24 protein-coding genes are annotated in these 23,435 nt (G+C 66.6%); 13 read left to right on the top strand and 11 right to left on the bottom strand.

Going from position 1 to position 23,435, the window contains the following annotated elements; translation table 11 throughout:
* Positions 1-19: 19 nt before the first annotated feature.
* On the bottom strand, positions 20-598 hold the full coding sequence (locus EJ070_RS30045; protein WP_126094602.1) for an OsmC family protein: 579 nt from the start codon (positions 596-598) through the stop codon (positions 20-22).
* A gap of 265 nt (positions 599-863) precedes the next feature.
* Positions 864-1,085: a DUF1127 domain-containing protein gene (locus EJ070_RS36470; protein ID WP_189350130.1), complete on the bottom strand. Its 222-nt coding sequence runs from the start codon at positions 1,083-1,085 to the stop codon at positions 864-866.
* Between the two features lie 345 nt (positions 1,086-1,430).
* Here EJ070_RS36470 and EJ070_RS30035 point away from each other — a divergent pair, with 345 nt between their 5' ends.
* Entirely contained in the window at positions 1,431-2,849 is a 1,419-nt protein-coding gene (locus EJ070_RS30035; RefSeq protein WP_126094600.1) for a nodulation protein NfeD, read from the top strand.
* Positions 2,846-3,610 carry a slipin family protein gene (locus EJ070_RS30030; RefSeq protein ID WP_126094599.1) on the top strand — a complete coding sequence of 255 codons (765 nt, stop codon included), beginning with the start codon at positions 2,846-2,848 and terminating at the stop codon, positions 3,608-3,610. Before EJ070_RS30035 ends, EJ070_RS30030 begins: the two co-directional genes overlap by 4 nt.
* 162 nt (positions 3,611-3,772) lie before the next feature.
* On the opposite strand, the gene EJ070_RS30025 is transcribed toward EJ070_RS30030, so the two are convergent.
* Positions 3,773-4,702, bottom strand: a complete 930-nt coding sequence (locus EJ070_RS30025) for a LysR family transcriptional regulator (protein WP_126094598.1) — start codon at positions 4,700-4,702, stop codon at positions 3,773-3,775.
* 97 nt (positions 4,703-4,799) lie between these two features.
* On the opposite strand from EJ070_RS30025, the gene EJ070_RS30020 reads away from it, so the two are divergent.
* A complete protein-coding gene (locus tag EJ070_RS30020; protein ID WP_126094597.1) occupies positions 4,800-5,810 on the top strand; it encodes an NAD(P)-dependent alcohol dehydrogenase in 1,011 nt (336 codons plus the stop codon).
* Between the two features lie 30 nt (positions 5,811-5,840).
* Here the strand turns inward: EJ070_RS30020 and EJ070_RS30015 are convergent, their stop codons facing one another.
* From EJ070_RS30015 to EJ070_RS30000, 4 genes are all read right to left on the bottom strand, one after another.
* Entirely contained in the window at positions 5,841-6,326 is a 486-nt protein-coding gene (locus tag EJ070_RS30015) for a hypothetical protein (protein ID WP_245464708.1), read from the bottom strand.
* A 102-nt stretch (positions 6,327-6,428) separates the two neighbouring features.
* Positions 6,429-8,723: a xanthine dehydrogenase family protein molybdopterin-binding subunit gene (locus tag EJ070_RS30010; protein WP_126094596.1), complete on the bottom strand. Its 2,295-nt coding sequence runs from the start codon at positions 8,721-8,723 to the stop codon at positions 6,429-6,431.
* Complete coding sequence (locus tag EJ070_RS30005; RefSeq protein WP_126094595.1) at positions 8,720-9,703, bottom strand: xanthine dehydrogenase family protein subunit M; 984 nt, start codon at positions 9,701-9,703, stop codon at positions 8,720-8,722. Before EJ070_RS30005 ends, EJ070_RS30010 begins: the two co-directional genes overlap by 4 nt.
* Complete coding sequence (locus EJ070_RS30000) at positions 9,700-10,200, bottom strand: (2Fe-2S)-binding protein (protein ID WP_189350128.1); 501 nt, start codon at positions 10,198-10,200, stop codon at positions 9,700-9,702. Before EJ070_RS30000 ends, EJ070_RS30005 begins: the two co-directional genes overlap by 4 nt.
* Positions 10,201-10,632: 432 nt before the next feature.
* On the opposite strand from EJ070_RS30000, the gene EJ070_RS29990 reads away from it, so the two are divergent.
* Both EJ070_RS29990 and EJ070_RS29985 read left to right on the top strand, forming a co-directional pair.
* The gene (locus tag EJ070_RS29990) at positions 10,633-11,247 is read left to right on the top strand and encodes a TetR/AcrR family transcriptional regulator (RefSeq protein ID WP_126095958.1); all 615 of its coding nucleotides are present in this window, start codon (positions 10,633-10,635) and stop codon (positions 11,245-11,247) included.
* 275 nt (positions 11,248-11,522) lie between these two features.
* Positions 11,523-12,353 carry an aldo/keto reductase gene (locus EJ070_RS29985; protein ID WP_126094594.1) on the top strand — a complete coding sequence of 277 codons (831 nt, stop codon included), beginning with the start codon at positions 11,523-11,525 and terminating at the stop codon, positions 12,351-12,353.
* Positions 12,354-12,402: 49 nt separating this feature from the next.
* Here EJ070_RS29985 and EJ070_RS29980 read toward each other — a convergent pair whose 3' ends face one another.
* Entirely contained in the window at positions 12,403-12,702 is a 300-nt protein-coding gene (locus EJ070_RS29980; RefSeq protein ID WP_126094593.1) for a hypothetical protein, read from the bottom strand.
* Positions 12,703-12,946: 244 nt separating this feature from the next.
* Here EJ070_RS29980 and EJ070_RS29975 point away from each other — a divergent pair, with 244 nt between their 5' ends.
* The 3 genes from EJ070_RS29975 to EJ070_RS29965 all read left to right on the top strand — a co-directional run bounded on the left by EJ070_RS29975 (position 12,947) and on the right by EJ070_RS29965 (position 15,991).
* A complete protein-coding gene (locus tag EJ070_RS29975; RefSeq protein ID WP_126094592.1) occupies positions 12,947-13,846 on the top strand; it encodes a VOC family protein in 900 nt (299 codons plus the stop codon).
* A 53-nt stretch (positions 13,847-13,899) separates the two neighbouring features.
* On the top strand, positions 13,900-14,502 hold the full coding sequence (locus EJ070_RS29970; RefSeq protein ID WP_126094591.1) for a sulfotransferase family protein: 603 nt from the start codon (positions 13,900-13,902) through the stop codon (positions 14,500-14,502).
* Positions 14,503-14,614: 112 nt separating this feature from the next.
* A complete protein-coding gene (locus EJ070_RS29965; RefSeq protein WP_126094590.1) occupies positions 14,615-15,991 on the top strand; it encodes an amidase family protein in 1,377 nt (458 codons plus the stop codon).
* Between the two features lie 20 nt (positions 15,992-16,011).
* Here the strand turns inward: EJ070_RS29965 and EJ070_RS29960 are convergent, their stop codons facing one another.
* Together EJ070_RS29960 and EJ070_RS29955 are read right to left on the bottom strand one after the other, a co-directional pair.
* The gene (locus EJ070_RS29960; RefSeq protein ID WP_126094589.1) at positions 16,012-16,743 is read right to left on the bottom strand and encodes a DUF2270 domain-containing protein; all 732 of its coding nucleotides are present in this window, start codon (positions 16,741-16,743) and stop codon (positions 16,012-16,014) included.
* Between the two features lie 113 nt (positions 16,744-16,856).
* Entirely contained in the window at positions 16,857-17,045 is a 189-nt protein-coding gene (locus tag EJ070_RS29955) for a hypothetical protein (protein ID WP_126094588.1), read from the bottom strand.
* 334 nt (positions 17,046-17,379) lie between these two features.
* Here EJ070_RS29955 and EJ070_RS29950 point away from each other — a divergent pair, with 334 nt between their 5' ends.
* The 4 genes from EJ070_RS29950 to EJ070_RS29935 all read left to right on the top strand — a co-directional run bounded on the left by EJ070_RS29950 (position 17,380) and on the right by EJ070_RS29935 (position 21,470).
* The gene (locus tag EJ070_RS29950) at positions 17,380-19,677 is read left to right on the top strand and encodes a cation:proton antiporter (RefSeq protein ID WP_126094587.1); all 2,298 of its coding nucleotides are present in this window, start codon (positions 17,380-17,382) and stop codon (positions 19,675-19,677) included.
* Between the two features lie 101 nt (positions 19,678-19,778).
* A complete protein-coding gene (locus EJ070_RS29945; protein ID WP_126094586.1) occupies positions 19,779-20,360 on the top strand; it encodes a GNAT family N-acetyltransferase in 582 nt (193 codons plus the stop codon).
* Between the two features lie 59 nt (positions 20,361-20,419).
* Complete coding sequence (locus EJ070_RS29940; protein WP_126094585.1) at positions 20,420-21,034, top strand: LysE family translocator; 615 nt, start codon at positions 20,420-20,422, stop codon at positions 21,032-21,034.
* Positions 21,035-21,173: 139 nt separating this feature from the next.
* Positions 21,174-21,470, top strand: a complete 297-nt coding sequence (locus tag EJ070_RS29935; RefSeq protein ID WP_126094584.1) for a DUF1330 domain-containing protein — start codon at positions 21,174-21,176, stop codon at positions 21,468-21,470.
* 37 nt (positions 21,471-21,507) lie between these two features.
* Here EJ070_RS29935 and EJ070_RS29930 read toward each other — a convergent pair whose 3' ends face one another.
* Positions 21,508-22,719, bottom strand: coding sequence for an MFS transporter (locus EJ070_RS29930; RefSeq protein WP_126094583.1), 1,212 nt, complete (start codon positions 22,717-22,719; stop codon positions 21,508-21,510).
* A 296-nt stretch (positions 22,720-23,015) separates the two neighbouring features.
* On the opposite strand from EJ070_RS29930, the gene EJ070_RS29925 reads away from it, so the two are divergent.
* Positions 23,016-23,435, top strand: coding sequence for a VOC family protein (locus tag EJ070_RS29925; protein ID WP_126094582.1), 420 nt, complete (start codon positions 23,016-23,018; stop codon positions 23,433-23,435).

Below are 23,435 nucleotides of genomic sequence, written 5' to 3'. Positions count from 1 at the left end.
CTCCACGACCTTCAAAGGGTCACTGGATGGTCTTGATCCCGACCGTGACCGGCACGCCCTTGGTCAGCACGTCGAAGACGGCCGAGCGGGCGCGGGCCTGCTCGACGAGCTGGTTGAGCTTCTCGGCCGGCGCGTCGCCTTCGACCTCGAACGACACCTGGATGTTCTGGAAGCCGTTGCGGACCTCGTCGGAGATGCCGAGGATACCGCGCAGGTCGATGTCGCCGTCGACCGAGCATTTGACCCGGCTGAGCTTGATGCCGCGCGCCGCGGCAATGTTGGCAAGACCCGCCATCAGGCAACTCGCCAGCCCGTGCAGCAGCCATTCCACCGGGGTCGGCGCATTGTCGGCGCCGCAAAGAATGGCGGGATGGTCGCTGTCGGCGTAGTAGGGCTTTTCATGCTTCTGCTCCTGGCCGGCGCCGAAGAAGCCGTGCATCACGCTCTTGCTGTGGGTGCCTTCGATCCATTCGTTATGGGCGCGGAACTGGAACTTCGCCAGCTCCGGCTGGCCGGCCACGAAATTGATCGTCGCAATCAGGTTCGGCGTGTCGACGCCGTTGAGTGGAACGCGTGCAGGTTTGGTGTTGGGTTGCATTTCTCTACTCCCAGGGTTGTTTGCGGCTTGGTTGCCGTGACGCTTTTCTTTGGCGGTCGAGCGTTTGAACGAGAGTGGGTGCCAGCGTGGAATTTTTGATACGCCTACCGTGGAAATTGCGTTGGACATTCCATTTGAGACGAGCGTCCGCCACCGGAATCCAACGCCCGGGAAGCCGGTCGGCGGGCGGGGCCAAACGCGAAAACCCCGGCAATGCCGGGGCTTTTGACAGGCCTTCGAGCCGTTCCGGCCGCCGAAGCGGCCGTCACTCATCCGTGTCGAATTGTCTGTAGCGCACGGAGTACTCTATCTGCGAGCGGCTGATGCCGATGTCCTTCAGCACAAAGTCCGGCATGGCCTGCAGCGCGGCGCGCTCGCTGCGCATCTTCATGGCGCGATAGGCCAGGCTGAGCGCGCGGCCGACGAGGCCGGACAGGCTAAGGCCAGCCCGGCCGGTTTCGCGAGTGGTTCGATCCAAAGTCGTCATTGTCGTCTCCATTGGTTGCGGGCGCGCTTGGTCGCGCGGTCGATGGGGACAATGCAGGATGGGCGAGGGAGCCAGCGTTGGAACCCGCGTCGAAATTGCCGTGGAATCGTGAGTAGGCGAAAGCGGGCGAGCGCGTAATCTCCCCCCTCGAGGGGGAGATGGCCGGCAGGCCAGAGGGGGTCGGTCCGACTGGGCTCGGCCTGCTGCGGCAGATTGAGGTTGGCGTTCCATGCGCAGCGACCCCCTCTGTCGCCTTCGGCGACATCTCCCCCTCAAGGGGGGAGATCAGCAGCTCATTGGACTTGCCCCGGCACAACCCCATATTGAATCTAAGGAGCTTTGAGCGTGAAACTCGCGCGGGTGGCCTTCGTAGCAGCGGCCTTCGTGGCCGCGGCGGTTCTTTTCCCCTTCTCCTCGGCCGGAATGGCGGCGGAGAGGATCGCTCTCAGCATCGCGATCGACGGCGCCATCGGCCCGGCGAGCTCACGCCAGCTCAAGGAGGCGCTCAAGGCCGCGGCCGAGCGCAACGCTGCGGTCCTCATCCTTCAGCTCGACACGCCTGGCGGCCTGGTCACCTCGATGCGCGAGATGATCGCCGACATCCTGGCCTCTCCGGTTCCGGTTCTCGGCTATGTCGCGCCGGCCGGCGGCCATGCGGCGAGTGCAGGAACCTATATTCTCTACGCCACCCATGTCGCGGCGATGGCGCCCGGCACCAATCTGGGCGCGGCGACGCCGGTCGAACTCGGCGGGCTGCCCTCGCTTCCCGGCGGCGAGAAGGACATTGCCCCTGGCAAGGACGGGGTCCCTGACAAGGACGGCAAGGACAGCGGGCGGCCGCCGGGCGACGCGATGATGGCCAAGGTGACCAATGACGCGGTGGCGCTGATCCGCTCGCTCGCCGAGCTGCGCGGGCGAAACGGCGACTGGGGCGAGAAGGCCGTGCGCGAGGCGGCGAGCCTTTCGGCAAGTGCTGCGCTGCAGGAACATGTCATCGACTTCGTCGCCCGCGACACGACCGAGCTTTTGCAACTGGCCGACGGCCGCACCGTCGACGTGGCCGGCAAGAAGGAAGTGCTGGCGACAAAGGGCTTGGCTGTCGAGATGCTGGATCCCGGCTGGTTCATCCGGCTTCTCGGCGTCATCACCGATCCGAATGTCGCCGTCCTCCTGATGCTGGTCGGCTTCTACGGCATCGTCTTCGAGGTCACGAGTCCCGGCGCGGTGGCGCCCGGCGTCATCGGCGCCATCTGCATCGTGCTCGCCCTCTATGCCCTCGATCTGCTGCCGATCAACTATACCGGGCTCGTCCTGATGCTGCTCGGCGTCGCCTTCCTCATCGTCGAGGCCTTCAATCCGACGGTGGTGCTGGGGGTCGGAGGCGCGGCCGCGTTCCTGCTCGGTGCGGCCATGCTGCTCAAGGTCGAGGGGCCCGGCTTCGCCATATCGTGGGTGGTCATCGGCCCGGCCACGGCGCTGACGCTGGGGCTCGCGCTGCTTGCCGGCAGCTACCTCTGGGCGGCGCGGCGCAATCCGCCGCGCGTCGGCGGCGAGGCCATGCGCGGCCTGCCGGTGCAGATCCTCGACTGGGAAGGCGGCGAGGGCCATGTGCTGGCGCTCGGCGAACGCTGGCGGGCGAAGGCCGATGGGCCGATCGCGCCGGGAGATCGCGCAGAGGTGACCGCCGTCAGCGACCTCGTGCTGACGGTGCGGCGGCGTGGTGCAGGTTACGACGGGGCAGGAAACGACGGAGCAAAACAATGACGGTCGGTTATGTCGCCTATCTGGTCCTTGCGCTGCTGGTGATCATGTTCCTGTCGGCGGCCATCCGCATCCTGAGGGAATATCAGCGCGGCGTGGTCTTCACGCTCGGCCGCTTCACCGGGGTCAAGGGGCCAGGGCTCATCCTGCTCGTTCCCTTCATCCAGCAGATGGTACGGGTGGACCTGCGCGTGGTGGTGCAGGATGTGCCGCCGCAGGACGTCATCTCGCGCGACAACGTTTCGGTGAAGGTCAACGCCGTGCTCTATTTCCGCATCGTCGACGCCGAGCGGGCCATCATCCAGGTCGAGGATTTCATGACCGCCACCAACCAGCTTGCGCAGACCACGCTGCGCTCGGTGCTCGGCAAGCACGAGCTCGACGAGATGCTGGCCGAGCGCGACAGGCTCAACAGCGACATCCAGGAGATCCTCGACCAGCGCACCGACGCCTGGGGCATCAAGGTCTCCAATGTCGAGATCAAGCATGTCGACTTGAACGAGAGCATGATCCGCGCCATCGCCAAGCAGGCCGAGGCGGAGCGGCTGCGGCGCGCCAAGGTCATCAACGCCGACGGCGAGCAGCAGGCCGCGGCAAAGCTCGTCGAGGCCGGCCGCATGCTGGCGGCCGAGCCGCAGGCCATGCAACTGCGCTATTTCGAGGCCCTGCACGACATCGCCGGCGAGCGCTCCTCGACGGTTGTCTTCCCGCTGCCGGTGGATTTGCTCAGCCAGTTCCTGAAGGGGCAGGGGAAGGGCGGGTAATCTCCCCCCTTGAGGGGGAGATGTCGCCGAAGGCGACAGAGGGGGGCGCCGCGCGTGGAGCGCCAACTTCTTCTTCGTTGCGACAGGGCGCCGGAGCTCCATGTGAGACGACCCCCTCTGGCCTGCCGGCCATCTCCCCCGCAAGGGGGGAGATTGGCAGCTTCACCGCCGCCAGGGCGGTTCCGGCGAAAATCGCTTGCCGATCCAGTCGGCGAAGGCGCGGGTCTTGGCGGCCTGGCCCTTGGCCGAGGGCATGACGACATAGACCGCGCCCTCGTCGGCCAGCGTCCAGTCTTCCAGGATCGGCACCAGCCGGCCGTCGGCGAGCTCGCGCCCGACCAGCCAGTCCGTGCTCATCATCAGGCCGACCCCCTGCACGGCGGCCTCGACCAGCACCTCGGCGTCGTCGCTGACCAGCGGCCCCGAAACCTCGACGCGCACGCGCCGGCCTTCGCGGTCGGTCATCTCCCAGGCCGGAAAGGTCTGGAAGCCGGTGAAGCCGAGACAGGAATGTTCCAGCAGCGCCTGCGGCGTCTCCGGCCGACCCCTTCGGGCGAGGTAGGAGGGGGAGGCGCAGAGCAGCCGGCGCCGCGTCGCCACCTTGCGCGCCACCAGGCGCGAGTCCTCCAGGCTGCCCAGCCGCACGGCAACGTCGAAATTCTCGGCGACGAGATCGGCGAAGCGGTTGGAGAATTCGGCTTCGATGCGCACATTCGGGAACTCGGCGAGGAACTGGGGCAGGAACGGGGCTACCCACATGCGCCCGAACGTGCCGGGCAGCGCCAGCCTCAGCAGCCCGCGCGGCCCGCCGCCGGCATGCGCGGAGGCGGCGGCTTCCGCCTCGTCGACCGAGGCGAGGATGGCGCGTACGCGCACCAGGAATTCCGCACCCGCCTCGGTCAGCGACACGCTGCGCGTCGTGCGGTGCAGCAGCCGCACCCCCAGCCGCTCTTCCAGCGATTGCAGGCGGCGCGACAGGATGGTCGCGTCGCGCCCGACCCGCGCCGCTGCCCTGGTGAAGGAGCGCGCCTCGGCGACAGCCGCGAACGCCGCCATTTCCGCAAGGGCCGCCGGTTCATGGGATTGCTGCATGATTTGCAATACTCAAATGCAGAGACCAAGGATTATCGAGAAATAGCGCAGCAGCTAGGTTCACTCAACCACCAAACGGCCACCCACGGAGTGAACCATGAAAGCCATCGAACTGACCCAACCCAGGCTGGACGCTTTCCGCACCGCCAGCGTCGCCACACCCGAACCGCAGCGCGGCGAGGTGCTGATCCGCCAGCGCGCGGCGAGCCTGAATTTCGTCGATGTCGCGGTGGCGAGCGGCAACTACCCCGGACCGGTCTTCCCGCTCATCCCGGTTGCCGACGGCGCCGGCGAGATCGTCGCGCTCGGCGAGGGCGTGACAAGGTTCGCTGTCGGCGACCGCGTCGTCGCCCACGCCAAGCCGCGCTGGATAGGCGGCCGGCCCCGTCCTTACGAGATGACGCAGATGCGCGGCATTTCGCTGCCCGGATCGCTCGCAGAATATGTCGCGCTGCCGGCCAATTCGGTCGTGCCGGTCCCGGCGCATCTTTCCTTCGAGGCGGCCTCGACGCTGCCCATCGCCGGCACCACCGCCTGGAACGCGCTCCGCGCCGCCGATGTCGGGCCGGGCTCGGTGGTCGTGCTGCTCGGCACCGGCGGCGTCTCGATCTTCACGCTGCAGCTCGCCAAGGCCGCCGGGGCCACCGTCATCATCACCTCGTCTTCGGACGAGAAGCTCGAGCGGGCCAAGGCGCTCGGCGCCGATCACCTCATCAATTACCGCGCGACGCCGGACTGGGACGGCAAGGTGCTGGAACTGACCGGCGGCCTCGGCGCCGACCTCGTCGTCGAGACAGGCGGCACCGCCACCTTCGCGTGTGCCGTCAACGCCACTGCGCCGGGCGGCACGCTGTTCACCATCGGCTTCGTCACCGGCGCCGAGGCGACCGTCAACCTGCTGCCGATCATCATCAAGGCGCTGAAGGTGGTGGGCAACAACACCGGATCGGTCTCCGACCTGCGCGACGCCGCCCGCGCCATCGGCGCCGCCGGCATCGAGCCGGTCGTCGACAAGGTGTTTTCACAGAACGAAGCGACCGAGGCCTACACCCACATGGCCGCCGGCGGGCTGCATTTCGGCAAATTGGTGTTCGGGTTGGAGTGGTAGGGAAGGCACCGACCGTAGGGGATCGGCGGCTCAATCCGCTTCGTCGCCCGAGCCCTTGCCGCAAGCGGCCAGCACCTTGCCGATCGCCGCGCCGGAGCCTTTCAGCGGAAAGCTCGCCTCGCCATATTTGGCAGCGCTGACTGTCGCCTCGCCTTTTCCCCGCAGCAGGGCGAGCAGCGGGTCGGCGGGGCCGGAAAGCTCGGCCGTGAAGTAGTTGTACATCGCTTCAAGGTCGAGCTTCCGCGTCACGATCTTGCCGCCGGCCTTGAAGGTGAAGGAGGCGTTGATGCCGGGCTCGAGTTGCCCGCCCGCGGCGCCGATATCATAGCTCAGTACTGGCTTGGCAAAGCAAGTCAGCATCAGATGCGCATCGCCCTTCGGCCCGCCGCAGACCGAAGCCGTCATCACGCTGCCGCCTTCGTCCTCCTCCATCTTGGCGGACCAGGCGCAGGAGGCGGCGTGAGCGGGGAGGGTGGTTGCAAGCGCCAGGATGATGGTTGCCGCTATGCTCTTCATGATGCTTCCCTCAGCATAGCGCAATCATACAGAGATTGGCGAAAGCGAGCGAGCGATTGATCTCCCCCGCAAGGGAGGAGATCGGCAGTTTCTACGCCGCCCCTAAATCAACTTCTCCAGCGTTATCGGCAGATCCCGCACCCGCTTCCCCGTCGCGTGGAACACCGCGTTGGCAATCGCGGGCGCGATGCCGACGATTGCCAGTTCGCCCACGCCCTTGCCGCCGAGGGCGGAGGAATGCGGGTCGGGGATGCCGACCGAGATGGTCTGGATGTCGGGAATGTCGGCATTGGTCGGCAGCATGTAGTCGGCGAAATTGCCGTTGACGATGCGGCCGTGGCGGCGGTCGACGATGCCTTCTTCCAAGAGCGCCTGGCCGATGCCCATGATGATGCCGCCCTTCCACTGGCTCTCCGCCAGCTTCGGGTTGTAGAGCCGGCCGGAATCCAGCGCCGACACCACGCGCGACACGCGCACAGTGCCGAAATCCTCGTCGACGCGCACCTCGACGAAATGCGCGCACCAGGAATGGCGCGAATAGTCGCCTTCGGTGTGCGGCAGCGCCGTGGCGATGGTGGTGTAGTTGTTGTAGCGCTGCTCCCGCGTGAAGCTCGCCGGAACGGTGTCGCCCCTGGCCTCGATCTTTTCGCGGCCGAGCATGCCCATCAGCTCGGCGATCGACAGCTCCGGCCCGTCGCCGCGCGGCGAGGCGACACGGCCGTCGTTCACGACAAGCGTGTTCGCCTGCAGCCCATGGAAGGGCGAGCGCGGATCGGAGAGCGCCAGCCCGATCAGCTCGTCCAGCGCCTGGCCCGCCGCCTTGTAGACGGCGCCGGTCATGACGCCGGCAAGCCGCGAGCCGCCGGTGACGCCCGCCCGCGCAAGGCGCGAGTCGCCGAGCTTCACCGACACCTTCCCCACCGGCACGCCGAGCGTCTCGGCGGCGGTCTGCGCCAGGATCGTGTAGGTGCCCTGGCCCATATCGATGGAGGAGCTTTCGACCTCGGCCGAGCCGTCTGCGGAGAGCCTCACCACCGCCTCGCCATAGGCGCGCCGCACCGGATAGGTGCCGGCCGCCACGCCCCAGCCGATGAGCTGGTGGCCGTCGCGCATCGAGCGCGGCTCGCGCGAACGCTTGGCCCAGCCGAAGGCGTCCGCCCCTGTTGCAAACGCCTCGCGAAGCTGGCGTGTCGACCACGCCTTCTTCGCTTCCGGATCCTGTTCGGCATAGTTGCGAAGCCGGATCTCCAGCGGATCCAGCCCAAGCTCATAAGCGAGCTCGTCGATGGCGCATTCGATGCCGAAGGCGCTGGGGTTCTCGCCCGGCGCGCGTTTGGCGCCCGGCACCACCGTGTTCACCCGCACCACATTCTGCTTAGAGGAGAAATTGGGCGTGGCGTACATGATCGAGGTGACGGAGCCGAGCGGCTCGACCCACATGCCGTCGACGGCAGTCTCGTTGACGCCGCGATGCACGATCGACTGGATGCGGCCCTCGCCGTCGGCGCCGATCGCCACCGTCTGGCGGGTTGCGGCGCGGCCGCCATAGGAGGTGAAGTTCTGCGGGCGGTTGAGCATCAGCTTCACCGGTCGGCCGAGCATTCTTGCCGCTGCCGCCGCCACCGCGCTGTGCGCCAGAGCCAGCGCCTTCGAGCCGAAGCCGCCACCGATATAGGGCGAGACCAGCCGCACATTCTCGAACGGCACGCCGAACCATTCGGCATAGGTGCGCGCCATGCCGTCGAGCCACTGGCTCGGCTCCCAGATGGTGAGTTCGTCGCCTTGCCAGCGCGCGATCAGCCCGTGCGGCTCCATCGCCGCCTGGAACTCGCGCTGCGTGTTGTAGGCCGCGCAGATGCGCACCGGCGCTTCGGCGAAGGCGGCCTGCGCGTCGCCCCATTCCTTGGTCATGGCGTCGATCGGGATGCCGTCGCCGGCCTTGCCGTCGCTAAGGTCGACGATGGCCGGCATCTCGTCATACCAGACCTTGACGAGTGCGGCCGCCGCCACCGCCTGCTCGAAGGTCTCGGCCACGACCGCCGCGACATGCTGGCCGGAAAAGGTGACCTCTCGGGCTAAAGGGCAGTAGGGTCCATCGGACGGTCGGTTGCCGAACCAGTCCGATGCGGTCTTGAGCGGCATGATGGTGTCGGGCGTCAGCACCGCCAGCACGCCCGGCGCGGTCTCCGCGGCGCGGGTGTCGATGGCTGTAACCTTGCCGGCGGCGATCGTTGCGCCGACCAGCACCGCATGCGTCAGCCCTTCGAGCTGCTGCTCGACGGCGTATTGAGCGGCGCCCGTGATCTTGGCCGGGCCGTCGACGCGCGACAGGCGTCCGCCGACCGCTTCGAGGCGTGCGCTGTCCGAGGCCGCGTGTTTCATGTCATGAACGGTCATGCCGTCTCTCCCAATTCGAGGATGGCGCGCGCGATGACGCGCGGCGCGAGCGCTATTTTGTAGTGGTTGGCGCCATGGTCGACGGCGCCCTCCATGGCGAGCTCGCTCGCCTTGCGAACGGTCGCTTCGTCGAGCGTCTTGCCCTTCAACGCCTCTTCGACCGCGCGCGCGCGCCACGGTTTGGTCGCGACGCCGCCGAGCGCGACGCGGATGTCGCGGATGGCGCGGCCGTCGCTTTCGAGCTCCAGCCCGACCGCGGCGCTTGCCGCCGCGAATTCATAGGACTGGCGGTCGCGGATTTTCAGATAGGTCGAGCGTCTGGCTGCGGCCGAGCCGGGGATCTCTATTCCCACGATGACTTCGCCGGGGCGGATGTCGTGCTCCTGCTCGGCCGTCGCGCCGGGGGCGAGGAAGAAGTCTTCCACCTTCAGCCTGCGCTCGCCGAGATCGACCTCGGCGTCGAAGGCGACGAGCGCGATGGCGAGGTCGCCCGGATAGGTGGCGATGCAGGCCTCGCTGGTGCCGAGCACCGCATGGCCGCGCGTCACCCCGCCGATCGCCGAGCAGCCGCTGCCCGGCGCGCGCTTGTTGCAGGTCGGGAAGTTTTGCGGATCGCGGAAATAGGGGCAGCGCGTGCGCTGCATCAGGTTGCCGCCGATGGTCGCCATGTTGCGAAGCTGCGCCGAGGCCGCCTGCCAAAGCGCCTCCGACACGGCCGGAAACAAGCTCTTCACCCCGGCATCGTCGGCGACATGGCTCATCCTGGCCAGCGCGCCGATGACGGCGCGGTCGGCGCTGACATCGATGGCGTTCAGTCCCTCGATGTGGCTGATGTCGATGACGGTTGAGGGCTCGGCGACGCCGCATTTGGCGAGGTCGACCAGCGTCGTGCCGCCGGCAAGCAGCATGGCGCCGGGAAGGGCGGCGGCGTTGCGCGCGGCCTCGACGCTGTCGGCGCGGAGATAGGAAAAGTCTTTCATGAGCGGAGCTCCTTGGCTGCCTGGCGGACGGCGGCGACGATGTGCGGATAGGCGCCGCAGCGGCAAAGATTGCCGGCCATGTATTCGCGGATTTCCTCGTCGGAGCCGGCATGGCCCTCGCGGATGCAGGCCACCGCCGACATGATCTGTCCCGGCGTGCAATAGCCGCACTGGAAGGCGTCCTGTTCGAGGAAGGCGGCCTGCACGGCGTTGAGCGTGCCGTCCTCGTCGGCCAGCCCCTCGATGGTGGTGATCGAGCGGCCTTCGACTTGCGCGGCTAAAGTCAGGCAGGCCAGCACCCTTTGGCCGTCGACATGAACGGTGCAGGCGCCGCACTGGCCCTGGTCGCAGCCCTTCTTGGTACCGGTGAGGTGGAGCCGTTCGCGCAGCGCGTCGAGCAGGGTGACGCGCGGCTCGATGTCGAGCGCATGGTCGCGGCCATTGATGGTGAGGTTTATGGAGAGGGTGGTGGGGCTGATGGTGACTTGATCATTCATGGGGCGTCGGGCTCCGATTGCTGGACGCTAGGCGGATGGAAATGGGGCTTGGGAGGAGAGGGGCAAGGTCTGAGGCACGAAGGAGGGCGAGGGCGTAGGAGCTGCCAATCTCCCCCCAAGTGGGGGAGATGCCCGGCAGGGCAGAGGGGGGCGCGAAGGAACGCGGCGTTGGCGGTCTGCTTTTCTTGAGAGAAATGTCTTCGGAGGAATCGCTTACCAAGCCTCGAGAGGCTGGCGGGACAGCGCCCCCCTCTGGCCTGCCGGCCATCTCCCCCACTTGGGGGGAGATCACGCTCTCACCAACACGTGACATACCGCTTCCCCTGATTATATGATAAGACTACTCCACTAAAACGGAGGCGCCTCCGTTTATTTACGTGGGGGCTGACCCGCATGGGTTCAAGCCCCATATTTGCGAGAGTGGAGAAAAAACTGTCCGAGCGGCCACCAGCATCTGCCGAAGAGAAGCCCGACGCCTCGGCGCAAAAGCCATTGCGCGCCGACGCGCAGCGCAACCGCGACAAGCTCGTCGAGATGGCGGCGCAGGCGTTCGCGGCCGACGGCGTCGATGCCTCGCTGGAGGAGATCGCGAAGCGGGCAGGGGTCGGCATCGGCACGCTCTACCGCCATTTCCCGACGCGTGAGCACCTCGTCGAGGTGGTCTACCGCCGCGAGGTGGAGGGGCTCTGCCAGGCGGCCGACGAACTCGCCCGTGATCATCCAGCCGATGTCGCGCTGGAGTTCTGGATGCAGCGCTTCGTCGACTACATCGCCACCAAGCGCGGCCTCGCCACCAGCCTGCGCCTCCTGCTTACCACCAACTCGACGCTGTTCTCCGACACCTCCGGCCGTGTCTCGGGCGCTATGCGAAGCTTGGTCGAGGCGGCCGCCGCTTCGGGAAAAATCCGCGCCGATGTCGACGCTTCCGACGTGATGCATGCGCTCGGTGGAATCTATTCGGCTCCCAACACGCCCGATTGGCGCGAGCGTTCGGGGAGGCTGGTGAAGTTGCTGATGGATGGGCTGCGCTTCGGGGCGAGAGGGTAAGGCTCTCCTTCTCCCCCTTGTGGGAGAAGGTGTTGCCGAAGGCGACGGATGAGGGTGTTCCAGAAAACACCAGCATCTCACTCCGCTGGAGCACCCCTCATCCGTCTCGGCGCTACGCGCCGATCCACCTTCTCCCACAACAAGGGGAGAAGGGAGGAGCGAGCCCTTCGCGCTCTTTATGGCTGGCTCAGCCGTTTTTTCCAGATATCAACTCGTCATCCTAGACCTAGGGCCTACATAGTCGGCACCACCCCTCCCTCCCAAAAGGATCCCCCATGTCCGAACAACTCAAACTCAACGACGGCGCCACCATTCCCCAGATCGGGCTTGGCGTCTGGCAGGTCGATCCCGATATCACCGCCAAGGTCGTGCGCTGGGGGATCGAGGCCGGCTACCGCCTCATCGATACCGCCGAGGGCTACCGGAACGAGGAAGGTGTCGGCGAGGCGATCCGCGCCGCCGGCTTGCCGAGAAGCGAGCTGTTCATCACGTCCAAGCTTCGCAACGGCGGCCATCAGCGCGATGCGGCGCTCCGCGCCTTCGATGACACGATGCAAAAGCTCGGCATTGACCGGATCGACCTGTTCCTGATCCACTGGCCGGTGCCCAGTCAGGACAAATATGTCGAGGCCTGGAAGACGCTGGTCGAGCTCAAGCAAGCCGGCCGCATCAAATCGGTCGGCGTGTCGAACTTCAACCAGGACCATCTGGAGCGCATCATCGGCGAGACCGGCGTGACGCCCGTCGTCAACCAGATCGAATTGCATCCGCATTTCCAGCAGCGCGACAAACGCGAGTTTCATGCCAAGCACGACATCAAGATCGAAAGCTGGAGCCCACTGGGCAGCGGCCGTCTGCTCGCCGACCCGACGCTTGCGGCAATCGCCAAGAAGCACGGCAAATCGGTGGCCCAGGTGATCATCCGCTGGCACCTGCAGCAAGGGCTGGTCGTCATCCCGAAATCGGTCCACCAGGACCGCATCGCCGGCAATTTCAACGTCTTCGATTTCGAGCTGGACGCGGGCGACATGGAGACCATCCAAGGGATGGATTCCGCCGACGGCCGAACCGGGCCTGACCCGGCCACGGCGGCGTTTTTGTTCTGAGGATTAGGCTCCACCTTCTCACACAAGGGGGAGAAGGAGAGAGGTGCCGCTAAATCCCTTCCCCATCGACCAGCGGCACGTCCTCGCCCTCCCAGGGGCTCGGCATCGACCCGCGCCCTGCCGTGGGCAGCGGCATCCAGCATCTCAGCTCCGGCTCGGCATATTCGACCACGCGTCCGGGCGAGGAGTCGGAAGCCCGCCAGCCTTCCTCGCCGAACTGGTCGGCGCGCGACCAGTAGGCCATGTCGACCTCGGCCGGTCCCTGCTCGGACGAGCGCACCGTCACCAGGATGCGGCTGCCGTCCCGCGGCGCGCTCGCCATGTTGCGCCAGTGGTCGGTCTCGTCCATGGGAAGTCCTCCTGCTCAAAGCAATTCCAGGAAAAGTGTGTAACGGTTTTCCGTCCGGAATTGCGCCAAAACGAATACCAATTCCAGGAAAAGTGCGCAGCGATTTTCCGTCCGGAATTGCGTCAAAACAAATTGCCTATTGCGATAGTCGCCGCCCGCCGGGGAGGGGTCAACCCGAACTTGGCGCAAGACAGAAATATCGTTCAGCGCTAATATGTTCCCGACCGCAATCGGATAGACGACGATGGACGACGGATTGCTGTCTCAAGCCACTCGTCTCGGGCCGGTCCATCTCAGGGTGACCGATATCCCGGCAGCCCTCACTGTCTGGCGCGACACGCTTGGACTCGATCCGATCGGCGAGGATGCCGTCACGGCGGAGCTCGGCGCCGGCGGCAGGGCGCTGATCGTGCTCCACGCCGGAGCGGTGACAGCGCTGCCGCAGAAATCGCGCGATCTCTTCCATGTCGCGATCCACGTGACGACGCGCCGCGATCTCGCCCACGCGGCTGCCCGCCTCAAGGCATCGAGATTGAGGTACAGCGCCCAGGATCATCTTATTTCGGAATCGCTCTACGTCTCCGATCCGTCCGGCAACGGCATCGAAATCTGTTTCGACACCCCGGAGCGTTTCCTGCGCCGGGAGGTGTCGGCCGACGGCCGCGTGACGTTGATCGCCGTCGACGGCAGCGCGCATTCGGGTCTCGAAGCGCTGGACGTCCCAGGCCTGTTGCGCGATCTCGGCAATTCCGGCCATGTCGAACCGCGGATGGCAGCCGATGCCTTCATCGGCCACATCCATATGCGCGCCCGCGCGCCCGAGGCGCTGATGCAATTCTATGTCGGCGTGCTCGGCTTCCGGCCGCACATCCAGTCCAGGACCTTCGGCATGTTCGACTGCGGCACCGGGCGCCGGCCGCATATGGTCGCCTTCAACATCTGGGCGCGCGAGGAGTTGCGCGAGCCGCCGCCGAATGCTGCCGGCCTCGACCATTTCACGGTCGAGCTCGCTTCGACCGAGGAGCTCGATGCGGTGGCTTCCAGGCTCAATGACGCCAATGTGCCGGCGAAAAGGATCGGCGACGCCATCGAGGCCGCCGATCCGGAGGGCAGTCGCTTGCGGCTCGTGGTTCAAGGGGTTTGATGGCGGCCACCGGCCGGACGCCGGACCGCACCGGGGAGAGAGGGGAGAAAAAAATGTCGCTGAGGGTGGTAGGAACCGGCTTCGGTCGCACCGGCACGGATTCGATGCGCGAGGCGCTGACGATGCTGGGTTTCGGCCCCTGCCACCATATGTCGGAGGTCATGGCGCATGAGGAACAGAAGCGGCTCTGGCGAGCTCTCGCCAAGGGCGCAGCACCCGACTGGGGCAAGCTCTTTGCTGGCTACATATCCTGCGTCGACTGGCCGTCGGCGCACTACTGGCGCGAGCTGATCCAAGCCTACCCACTGGCGCGCGTGATCCTCACCTGGCGTTCGCCCGAAAGCTGGTGGGAGAGTTTTGCAAAGACGATCGTGCCGGCAATCAGCGACAGCCAGGACCAGGAGTCGCTGGGCATCGCGCTGATCAAGAAGCAGGTTTTCGGCGGCCGCCCGCAGGACCGCGCGCATGCGATCGCCGTCTATGAGGCCAATGTCGAGGCTGTGCTCAAGACCGTACCAGCCGGGCGCCTCCTGATCCACAAGCTCGGCGACGGCTGGGAGCCACTCTGCGCCCATCTCGGCGTCCCGGTGCCGGCCGAGCCCTATCCCAATCGCAACACCGCGAAGGAGTTCCGCACGGCGCTTTCGTTGAATTGAGGCAGTAGGCAGTAGGCAGTAGGGAGTAGGGTAGTGGCAGCCAAAATGCACGGCCCCAGTCTGATCTTTCCCTACTGCCTATTGCCTACTCCCTACTGCCTGGAGCACGACCATGATCTACCCCGAAACCACCTTCCTGACCGCCACCCAACTGGCGGCGGCGATCCGCGAGAAGAAGGTCAGCGCCGTCGAGGCGATGGAGGCGCAGCTTGCCCGGATTGCGCTGGTCAATCCGCTCCTCAACGCCATCGTCACCCTCGATGAGGAAGCTGCCAGGGCCGGAGCGAAGGCTGCCGATCTCGCGATCGCGCGCGGCGAAGCCGTTGGCCCGCTGACCGGCGTGCCGGTCACGCTGAAGGACGGCCACGCCACCGCGGGCATGCGCACCACCGTCGGCCTGGAGGCCTGTGCCGATCATGTTCCGACCACCGACAGCACCATCGCCGCGCGGCTGCGCAAGGCGGGCGCCATCATCATCGGCAAGACCAATGTGCCGCCCAGGCTGCGCGACTTTCAGACCGTCAACCCGATCTTCGGCCGCACCGTCAATCCCTGGGACGTCACCCGCACGCCCGGCGGCTCGAGCGGCGGCGCGGCAGCCGCGGTCGCCGCCGGGCTGGTGCCGCTGGAGATCGGCAGCGACGCCGGCGGCTCGATCCGGGTGCCGGCGCATCTCACCGGCATCTACGGCTTCAAGCCGACGCAGGCGACCGTGCCGATCACCGGCAGCTACGCCGATCCGCCCGACATGCCGCGCAGCTTCCGCCTGCTGTTCGACATCGGGCCTTTGGCCCGTGACGTCGACGATCTCATCCTTGCCCACCGCATCATCGCCGGCGCCGACGGCCTCGACACCGAAGTGCCGCCGGTTGCCACAGACGAGATGCCGGAACCCGCGCTCGATGAGCTCAAGGTCGCCTGGGCGCCGACATTTCCCGGCGTGCCGGTCGCGATCGATATCGCCGATGCGATCACCGGCTTCGCTCGAGCTCTCGACATCGCAGGCGCGCGAGTGGGGCAGGCCTTGCCGCGGCATGATTTCGCGGCCGAGCGGACGCTGTTCTCGGTCTTCATCACCTGGTATTCGGAGGCTTTCCAGCCGCCGCGCGAGGCCTCGCCCTCGCTGTCGGCCTATCTCGAGGCGCTCAACCAGCGCGACGAATTCATCATCGCCTGGGAGCGTTTCTTCGACGACTGGGACGTGCTCGTCTGCCCGGCGATGATGTGCACAGCCTTCCGCCATCGCGAGACGGGGGCGCCGATCCCCGTCGACGGCGTCGAGACGCCGTACTGGAGCGCGCTCAGCCACGTCTGCCGCTTCAACCTGACTGGACATCCGGCCGTCGTCATTCCGATCGGTCTCGACCGCGAGGGCCTGCCGATCGGCGCCCAGCTCGTCGGCCGCCGCCATTCGGAAATGACGCTGCTGGCAGTCGCCAAGGCGCTGGCGCGTCTTACGGACGGCTTCGTCAGGCCGCCGGGATTGTGAGCAGACAGCGGCGCTGTCGCTTACACATGCACGTCGCCGAACGACAGCTCGCCGTCGTCGGCGCGCATCAGGAAGGCAGCGGCCAAAAGCGCGAGATAGAAAACCACCACGCCGCAGACCACCACGATGCCCGGAATGGGACCGAGCGTCGCTACCCGGAAGGTGTCGAGGAGCGAGGCGCCGAAGCCGATCGGCGAGCCTTCGCGCGACAGGCTCGGCGTGGTGATCTTCAATATCCAGGCGAGCAGCAGGATCGTGTACATGAAGATGTAGTTGCGGCGCAGCCGCCTGATCAGCGCCGCGCGCTGCGAGATGAGGAAGCGCGGCGAGCGCAGGCCTTCGCCGACGATCGCCAGCCAGTTGGAGGCATAGTCCGGCTGCGGCGAAAATATCTGCGCGAAATAATAGCGCTCGAACTGGCGCACCCGCGCCCGGTAGACATCGAAGAAGCGGTAGCGCCGCGCCTCGATCCAGAGCAGCAACGTGATCAGAAGCATGGCGAAGAGCAGCACGCCATGATGCGCGCTCGGCGTCGACAGCGACACCGAGAGCATCGCGGCAACCACAGTGATCGACCAGTTGCTGGTGCGGTCGAGGCGGTCGCGCCAGCCGGCCATGCGCGCGATCTCGGCGCGGTGGAAGTGCGACATCGTGGTTGCGAATTCGGAGGAGGTCAGCTTCAGCGCGAACGCGTCGGATCCGCGCGGCGCCGCTGCCGCCTCGGCCGGCTTTATGGTCTGGACCTGGGACATCCCCTTGCCACGTGCCTCCCGCCGTGGCCGGCCGATTGAGCCGGCCACACCCCATATAACACAACGTGCGGCCGGCAAAAATGTTCCTGGATAAGTTAGGATGCGGCGGGACGCTATGCCCGCTTTGAAGTAGCTGGAAACTGCAGCACCTCTGCCTCGGGCCGGGCATACTGGGCGGTAGCCACCGCCTCGATCACGAGGTCGAGCGCGGCGAGTGCCGTGCGGCTCGTTTCATCGTCGCCGCGCAGATAGTGGCAGGCCCTGTCGAGGTGCAGGTGGGCGGCGGCAAAGTCGCTTTTCATTAGCTTCTCCTTATTGCCCGCCGTGTTCGACCATGCGCGAGTCGCTTTACGCAAACGCAAAGATCAGCGGTCGTATTTGAATCGAATTGTCGGGACGGTGCGTAATCTCCCCCCTTGAGGGGGAGATGGCCGCGCAGCGGCCAGAGGGGGTCGTCTCGCATAGAGCGCCAACCTCGTCACGGCGCACAAGACGCTGGCGCTTCACGCGAGGCGACCCCCTCTGTCGCCTTCGGCGACATCTCCCCCGGGAGAGGGGAGATCGCGGCCGTGCAACCGAAGCTCTCGCCAAACCGTTATCGCCGGGCATAATCGAGGGGTGCAGAAATTGTCCTTCATGCCCAACCGGCGCCGGCTGCTGTCGGTCTCTCTCGCGCTTGCGCCGGCGGCGCTCCTTTTGATGCCGGCTGTCGCCTGGGCCGCCGAGAAGAGCGGCATGTCCAGCGAAGGCATCTTCGTTCTCGAAATCATTTTGCTGCTCGTCGTCGGCCGCGGCATCGGCGAATTGCTGGAGCGGTTCGGCCAGCCGGCGGTTATGGGCCAGTTGATCGGCGGCATCCTGCTCGGCCCTTCGCTGCTCGGCTGGCTGTGGCCCGCGGCCGAGCGCGTGGTCTTTACGGGCGATGCCGCGCAAAAGTCGATGATCAATGCCATCGCCCAGCTCGGCGTGCTGATGCTTCTGCTGCTGACCGGCATGGAGACGGATTTGCGGCTGGTGCGCCGCGTCGGCCGCGCCTGCTTCTCCATCTCGGCCACGGGTGTCGCCGTGCCTTTCGTGCTGGGCTTCGCGGCGGCGCAATTCATGCCGGACACGTTGCTCGCCGCCGGCAGCGAGCGTGTCGTCGCCGGCCTGTTCCTTGGCACCGCGCTTTCGATCTCCTCGGTCAAGATCGTCGCCATGGTGGTGCGCGAGATGAACTTCATGCGTCGCGACCTCGGCCAGATCATCGTCTCCTCGGCCATCATCGAAGATACGATCGGCTGGGTGATCATCGCCATCACCATCGGCATCGCTACGCATGGCCGCATCGAGGCCGGCAGTCTGGCCTTCACGCTGGCCGGCGTTGCCGCCTTCATGGGTTTTTCCTTCACGCTCGGCCGGCGCATCGTCTTCGACGCCATCCGCTGGACCAACGACACCTTCCGCTCGGAATATGCGGTGGTCACCGTCATCCTCGCCATCATGGGCGCCATGGCGCTGATCACCGAGCTGATCGGCGTCCACACCGTGTTAGGCGCTTTCGTCGCCGGCATACTGGTCGGCGAGTCGCCGATCCTGTCGCGCCACATCGAGGGGCAATTGCGCGGAGTGATCACGGCACTTTTCATGCCGGTGTTCTTCGGTGTTGCCGGCTTGTCCGCCGACCTCACCGTGCTTGCCGACCCGGAGCTCGCGCTACTTACCGTAGCGCTGGTGGCGATCGCCAGCCTCGGCAAGTTTGGCGGCGCCTTCATCGGCGCCGAGCTCTCCGGCATGAGCCGCGCCGAGGGCATTGCGGTCGGCTGCGGCATGAACGCGCGCGGCTCGACCGAGGTCATCGTCGCCTCGATCGGCCTGTCGATCGGCGTGCTCTCGCACAACCTCTTCACCATGATCCTCACCATGGCCGTCATCACCACCTTGGCCATGCCGCCGACGCTGCGATGGACGCTCGGGCGCCTGACGATCGGCGAGGCGGAGAAGAAAAGGCTGGAGCGCGAGGAGGTCGACCAGCGCGGCTTCATCGCCAATCTGGAGCGGTTGCTGGTGGTGGTCGACGAGGGCGTGGTCGGCCGCTTCGCCGCCTACCTTGCCGGCGTAGTCGGCGCCGGCAAGCCGATGACGGTGCTGCATGCCAGCGGCGAAAGCGAAGCCGAGCCGGGCGAGGCTGCGCATCTGGACGAGATCGAGAAGGGCGCCGAGGAGGGTCGCGAGGCGGCGAAGGAAGCCGACGAGGAGCCCGTGCGTGAAGCCCCCTTGACCCGCCGCAGGCACGAGGTCCAGCTCTCGGCCGAGGCGGTGGCCAAGGAAGCGCGTAAGGGCTATGGCATGCTGCTCATCGGCCTCGGCCGCGCGGTGACCGCCAAGGGCGGTTTCTCGCACCGGCTGAACGAGGTTGCCGGCGCCTTCGACGGCCCGCTCTGCCTGGTGCTGAAACCCGTTGCCGCCGGGCGGCATATGCCGAGGCTTGGCCCCGAGTCGGGTCGTATCCTGGTGCCGGTCAACGGCACGTCGGTCGCTCGCCGTGGCGCCGAGCTGGCGTTGGCAATCGCCGCTGTCACCGGCGCGCCGGTCAAGATGCTCTACGTTGCGCGGGTCGGCCGCGACCAGCCGCGCGACGCCGTCTCGCATCGCCGCAGGGAGGCGGTGCTGAAGGACATTGTCGCGCTTGCCGACCGCTACGGCGTCGAGATCGAGACCGCCATCCGCTCGAGGCCTGCCGCCGCCGATGCGATTGCCCGCCAGGCCGGCAGGGGGGTGGCGTTGATCGTCATGGGCGTGGCGCGCCGTCCGGGCGAGGAGTTGCTGTTCGGCGAGACGACCAGCGATGTGCTGCAGCGCTGCCGGTGCCCGGTCGTGCTGATCTCCGACGCACGCCTGCGCCGCGACGACGAGGGCAGGGAGGCGCTGCGTTCGGGGACGGGCACGGGGTAGGCGATTGGCTAATCTCCCCCCTTGTGGGGGAGACTAACCGTTCCGGCGCCTGGCTCCAAAACCCAACCGGATCGGTTATCCTCGCCGCCGAAGAGGTGACGATGAGCTTCAGTGTAAAACCTCTCGATACGACCACCTGGCCGCATTTCGCCGCGCTGGTCGAGCGTCACAATGGCGTGTGGGGCGGCTGCTGGTGCATGGCCTTCCACGCCAAGGGGGTTGGCGCCGCCGGCAACCGCGCGGCGAAGGAGGTGCTCGTGCGCGAGGGCCGGGCGCATGCCGCGCTCGTCTTCGACGGTCCGGCCTGCGTCGGCTGGTGCCAGTTCGGGCCGACCGCCGAATTGCCGCGCATAAAGCACCAGCGCGCCTATCGCGAGGGACTGACGGCGCTGCCGGACTGGCGCATCACCTGCTTCTTCTCCGACAAGGCCCATCGCGGCAAGGGCGTGGCCGCGGCAGCCCTTGCCGGCGCGCTGACCGAGATCGGCCGTCTCGGCGGCGGCAGGGTGGAAAGCTATCCGGAGGATTCGGAAGGGCGCCCGGTCGCCGGCGCCTTCCTGCATAACGGCACGCTGGCGATGTTCGAAGCGCAGGGTTTCAGCTGCAACCGCCAGATCGGCAAGCACCGCTGGGTGGTCGAGAAGATGGTGACGGCCGCCGGCGCTTCCCCAGCCCGCGGTTGACACCATCGCCCCGCCCTCCGATTGTCCTGGCTCACCTCGTATCGAAGGACTCCACACCAATGACATTGTCGGGCTTTGCCGCCTATTCAGGCGCGCTGGCGATTGCCGCCATCATTCCGGGGCCGCAGATCGTCGCCATCGTGGCGCAGGCGCTCAGGAGCGGCTACCGGCATGCGGCCTGGATGACGGCCGGCATGGTGCTGGGCGACGTGCTCTACCTCGCCGCCGTGCTTGCCGGCCTTGCCTTCATCGCCGAGACTTTCAGCTTTCTCCTGATCGCCATCAAATGGGCGGGCATCGCCTACCTCTGCTGGCTTGCGGTCCAGTTCTGGAGGGCGGGCGAGACCTTCGAGGTCTCCGACAGCGGCGCCGCAAGGAGCGGCGGCAACGCCTTCCTCTCCGGCGTTCTGGTCACGCTCGGCAATCCGAAATCGGTGCTCTTCTACATCTCCATCCTGCCGACGGTGGTCGATATCGGCGCGCTGTCGGCGCTCGACGTGCCGATTCTGCTTGCCATCACCGCCGTCATCCTGGCGGCCGTGCAATTCCCCTTCGCGATCGCCGGCGCCGGCACGCGCCGCACCTTGCAGTCGCCGCGCGCCGCGCGCCTGTTCAACCGCGGCGCGGCGGTGTGCATGGGCGGCGCGGCCGCGACGATCGCACTGAGGAATTGAGGGATCGCGGACAGCCGCCCCGACAGGATCGAGCGTTTCCGGGATGGGCGGGTTTTCACCTTCAATATAAGTGAATTCTAATATAAAATGGTCGCCCCTCTGATGATTTGGAAGATGATCTGAGAAGGGGAGAGTTCCGATGCCCGCCTATCTGATTGCCGATGTCGACGTCACCGACATGGCCATGTTCGACGAGTACAGGCGCGAGGTCCCGGCGACGGAGGCTCGCTATGGCGGGCACTATCTTGCTCGTGGCGGCACGACCAAGGTGCTCGAGGGCGACTGGGAGCCGCACCGCCTGGTCATTATCGAGTTTCCCGACATGGCCGCGCTCACCGCCTGGTACGACTCGCCCGAGTATGAGCGGCTGAAGCAAATCCGTTTCCGCTGCGCCCACACACGTATCATAGCGCTCGAAGGGGTGGCGCCCGCCTGAGCCCCGCCCCCTTTGGGGGCGAGGATCCAGGCTTGTGCTACGCCATCTGCAGCCTCTGCCGGCTTGGCTGCGGCGGGAAGGCGATGGCGATGCCGGCGGCACCGAGGCCGACCAGCGCCGAGCCGACGAACAGCCAGGAATAGCTGGCATAGGCGTCGTAGATCATGCCGCCGGCGAGCGGGCCGAACGACATGCCGAGGCTGGAGAGCATGGTGGCTGCGCCGAGCACGGTGCCGATGATGCGTCCGCCGAAATATTCGCGCGCCAGCACCGCATAGAGCGGCATCACGCCGCCATAGGTGGCGCCGAATATGACGGCGAGAACGTAGAAGTGTTCGAGCCGTGCGGCGCCGAGATAGGCGGCGATCACCATGCCCTGGATCGCGAGGCCGGCGATCAGCACCGGCTTGACGCCCAGCCTGTCGGCGAGAACGCCATAGAGCACGCGCCCGCCGAGGCCGGCCAGGCCCTCGACGCTGTAGATCGAGACGGCCGCCATCGGCGCCACGCCGCAGGCCATCGCATAGCTCACCATGTGGAAGATCGGGCCCGAATGCGCCGCGCAGCAGGCGAAGAAGGTCATGCCCAGCACCAGGAATTGCGGCGAGCGCAGCGCCTGGCCGACGCTCATGCCGGGATCGTCGGCGGCGGGTGCCGGCATGCTGCCGTCGTGTGCAGCGACCGCCGCCGGCGGTTGGCGCACCAGGAACACGGCGGGAAGAAGCAGCACCCAGGCCATGACGCCGATGTCGAACATCGCCGTGCGCCAGTCATAGGCAGAGATCAGCCAGCGCGCGAAGGGCGAGATGGTCATCGGCGCTACTCCCATGCCGGCCGAGACCAGCGACACGGCGAGGCTGCGGTTGGTGTCGAACCAGGCGGTGGTGAGCGCGATCATCGGCGCGAAGAAGGCGCTGGCCGCGAGCCCGACGATCACGCCGTAGCTCAACTGGAAGACCAGCAGCGAGTTGGCGCGGCTTGCCACCACCAATGCCAGGCCGAGCAGCACCGCGCCGGCAAGCACGACGGGCCTGGCGCCGAAGCGGTCATAGATCGCGCCCCAGGCGAAGCCGCCGACGCCCATCACCAGGAAATTCAGCGTCATGGCGCTGGAAATGCCGGCGCGCGACCAGCCGGTGTCGAGCGACATTGGCTCGAGAAAGATCGCCAGCGAGAACATCGCGCCGAGCGCCACACAAGTCATCAACGCGCCAGCCGCGACGATGACCCAACGATAGGAAAGCTTCATGGTTTTCTCCCATGCCGTAAGGCATCCTGTTTGATGCGGCACGGTTTTTCCAGGTTCATCGCGCCGCTTGCGTCCGAAGGACGCCGCAGGCGACACCGATCCTACAATCTGGTTGCATTTTTTATCCGGATTTTTTTGGAGTGCCTATCTCCCCCCTTGTGGGGAGATGGCCGGCAGACCAGAGGGGGGCGCTGTCCCGCTAGCGTCTCAACATGTCAGCAGTCAGTGGCGCCCCACATTGACCGCGCTCCCGCCCCTTCTACATTGAGCCCTCTCAACCCAGGAGGCGTCACCTCATGCAACTCTACCGCGGCCGGCTCATCGACCACATCCAGCTCGTGGTGCGCGACCTCAAGGCGAGCCGGCGTTTCTACGGCGCGCTGTTCGAGGTGCTGGGCATCCCGGTCGGCGGCGAGGCGGAGGATTATTTTTGGGCGGACGAGCTTTTCATCTCCAGCGCCGACAGCCGCGCGGCCCTCGGCGTGCTGACCGGCCGCCACCATCTCGCCTTCCAGGCGAAGGACCGCGCAATGGTCGACGCGTTCTATCACGCCGGGCTCGCAGCCGGCGGCAAGGACAACGGCGCGCCGGGCGAGCGCCGCTACCACCCCGGCTACTACGCCTGCTTCCTGCTCGACCCCGACGGCAACAATATCGAGGCCGTGTTCCATGGCGAGGCGAAGCGGAGCGCGGCGGCGGTGGAAATCAGCTTTTAG

Source organism: Mesorhizobium sp. M1E.F.Ca.ET.045.02.1.1 (assembly GCF_003952485.1).
Taxonomy (GTDB): domain Bacteria; phylum Pseudomonadota; class Alphaproteobacteria; order Rhizobiales; family Rhizobiaceae; genus Mesorhizobium.
This window is presented reverse-complemented; position numbering and strand designations above follow the sequence as displayed.

Bases quoted from the DNA above. Each gene is read 5' to 3' on its own strand.
- EJ070_RS30045 (WP_126094602.1), bottom strand. From the start codon at position 598: ATGCAACCCAACACCAAACCTGCACGCGTTCCACTCAACGGCGTCGAC.
- EJ070_RS36470 (WP_189350130.1), bottom strand. From the start codon at position 1,085: ATGACGACTTTGGATCGAACCACTCGCGAAACCGGCCGGGCTGGCCTT.
- EJ070_RS30030 (WP_126094599.1), top strand. From the start codon at position 2,846: ATGACGGTCGGTTATGTCGCCTATCTGGTCCTTGCGCTGCTGGTGATC.
- EJ070_RS30025 (WP_126094598.1), bottom strand. From the start codon at position 4,702: ATGCAGCAATCCCATGAACCGGCGGCCCTTGCGGAAATGGCGGCGTTC.
- EJ070_RS30020 (WP_126094597.1), top strand. From the start codon at position 4,800: ATGAAAGCCATCGAACTGACCCAACCCAGGCTGGACGCTTTCCGCACC.
- EJ070_RS30015 (WP_245464708.1), bottom strand. From the start codon at position 6,326: ATGAAGAGCATAGCGGCAACCATCATCCTGGCGCTTGCAACCACCCTC.
- EJ070_RS30010 (WP_126094596.1), bottom strand. From the start codon at position 8,723: ATGACCGTTCATGACATGAAACACGCGGCCTCGGACAGCGCACGCCTC.
- EJ070_RS30005 (WP_126094595.1), bottom strand. From the start codon at position 9,703: ATGAAAGACTTTTCCTATCTCCGCGCCGACAGCGTCGAGGCCGCGCGC.
- EJ070_RS30000 (WP_189350128.1), bottom strand. From the start codon at position 10,200: ATGAATGATCAAGTCACCATCAGCCCCACCACCCTCTCCATAAACCTC.
- EJ070_RS29985 (WP_126094594.1), top strand. From the start codon at position 11,523: ATGTCCGAACAACTCAAACTCAACGACGGCGCCACCATTCCCCAGATC.
- EJ070_RS29980 (WP_126094593.1), bottom strand. From the start codon at position 12,702: ATGGACGAGACCGACCACTGGCGCAACATGGCGAGCGCGCCGCGGGAC.
- EJ070_RS29975 (WP_126094592.1), top strand. From the start codon at position 12,947: ATGGACGACGGATTGCTGTCTCAAGCCACTCGTCTCGGGCCGGTCCAT.
- EJ070_RS29970 (WP_126094591.1), top strand. From the start codon at position 13,900: ATGTCGCTGAGGGTGGTAGGAACCGGCTTCGGTCGCACCGGCACGGAT.
- EJ070_RS29965 (WP_126094590.1), top strand. From the start codon at position 14,615: ATGATCTACCCCGAAACCACCTTCCTGACCGCCACCCAACTGGCGGCG.
- EJ070_RS29960 (WP_126094589.1), bottom strand. From the start codon at position 16,743: ATGTCCCAGGTCCAGACCATAAAGCCGGCCGAGGCGGCAGCGGCGCCG.
- EJ070_RS29955 (WP_126094588.1), bottom strand. From the start codon at position 17,045: ATGAAAAGCGACTTTGCCGCCGCCCACCTGCACCTCGACAGGGCCTGC.
- EJ070_RS29950 (WP_126094587.1), top strand. From the start codon at position 17,380: ATGCCCAACCGGCGCCGGCTGCTGTCGGTCTCTCTCGCGCTTGCGCCG.
- EJ070_RS29945 (WP_126094586.1), top strand. From the start codon at position 19,779: ATGAGCTTCAGTGTAAAACCTCTCGATACGACCACCTGGCCGCATTTC.
- EJ070_RS29940 (WP_126094585.1), top strand. From the start codon at position 20,420: ATGACATTGTCGGGCTTTGCCGCCTATTCAGGCGCGCTGGCGATTGCC.
- EJ070_RS29935 (WP_126094584.1), top strand. From the start codon at position 21,174: ATGCCCGCCTATCTGATTGCCGATGTCGACGTCACCGACATGGCCATG.
- EJ070_RS29930 (WP_126094583.1), bottom strand. From the start codon at position 22,719: ATGAAGCTTTCCTATCGTTGGGTCATCGTCGCGGCTGGCGCGTTGATG.
- EJ070_RS29925 (WP_126094582.1), top strand. From the start codon at position 23,016: ATGCAACTCTACCGCGGCCGGCTCATCGACCACATCCAGCTCGTGGTG.